Origin of the sequence: Citrobacter sp. TBCS-14, assembly GCF_005280805.1 — a bacterium.
In the GTDB taxonomy this organism is placed as follows: Bacteria; Pseudomonadota; Gammaproteobacteria; order Enterobacterales; family Enterobacteriaceae; genus Citrobacter; species Citrobacter gillenii.
In genome coordinates, this window is record NZ_SZWM01000518.1 from 1 (window position 1) to 242 (window position 242).

Genomic DNA, 242 nt, shown 5'->3' on the forward strand with positions numbered 1-242 from the left:
ATGATTCCTTTAGGCAGTACGGATATTACGCTTTCCCGCATGGGATTAGGCACCTGGGCGATTGGTGGCGGTCCGGCGTGGAACGGCGATCTCGACCTGCAGGTCTGTATTGATACCATTGTTGAGGCGCATCGCTGCGGTATCAATCTGATTGATACCGCGCCAGGCTACAACTTTGGCAACAGTGAAGTGATTGTCGGTCAGGCGCTGAAAAAGCTGCCGCGCAACGATATCGTTGTTGA

1 protein-coding gene is annotated in these 242 nt (G+C 53.3%); it reads left to right on the forward strand.

All coding sequences use genetic code 11. The features are described 5' to 3' along the window. Positions 1-242, forward strand: a 242-nt coding sequence (locus FDX22_RS19645; protein ID WP_186805358.1) for an aldo/keto reductase, incomplete at both ends; no start/stop codon positions are given.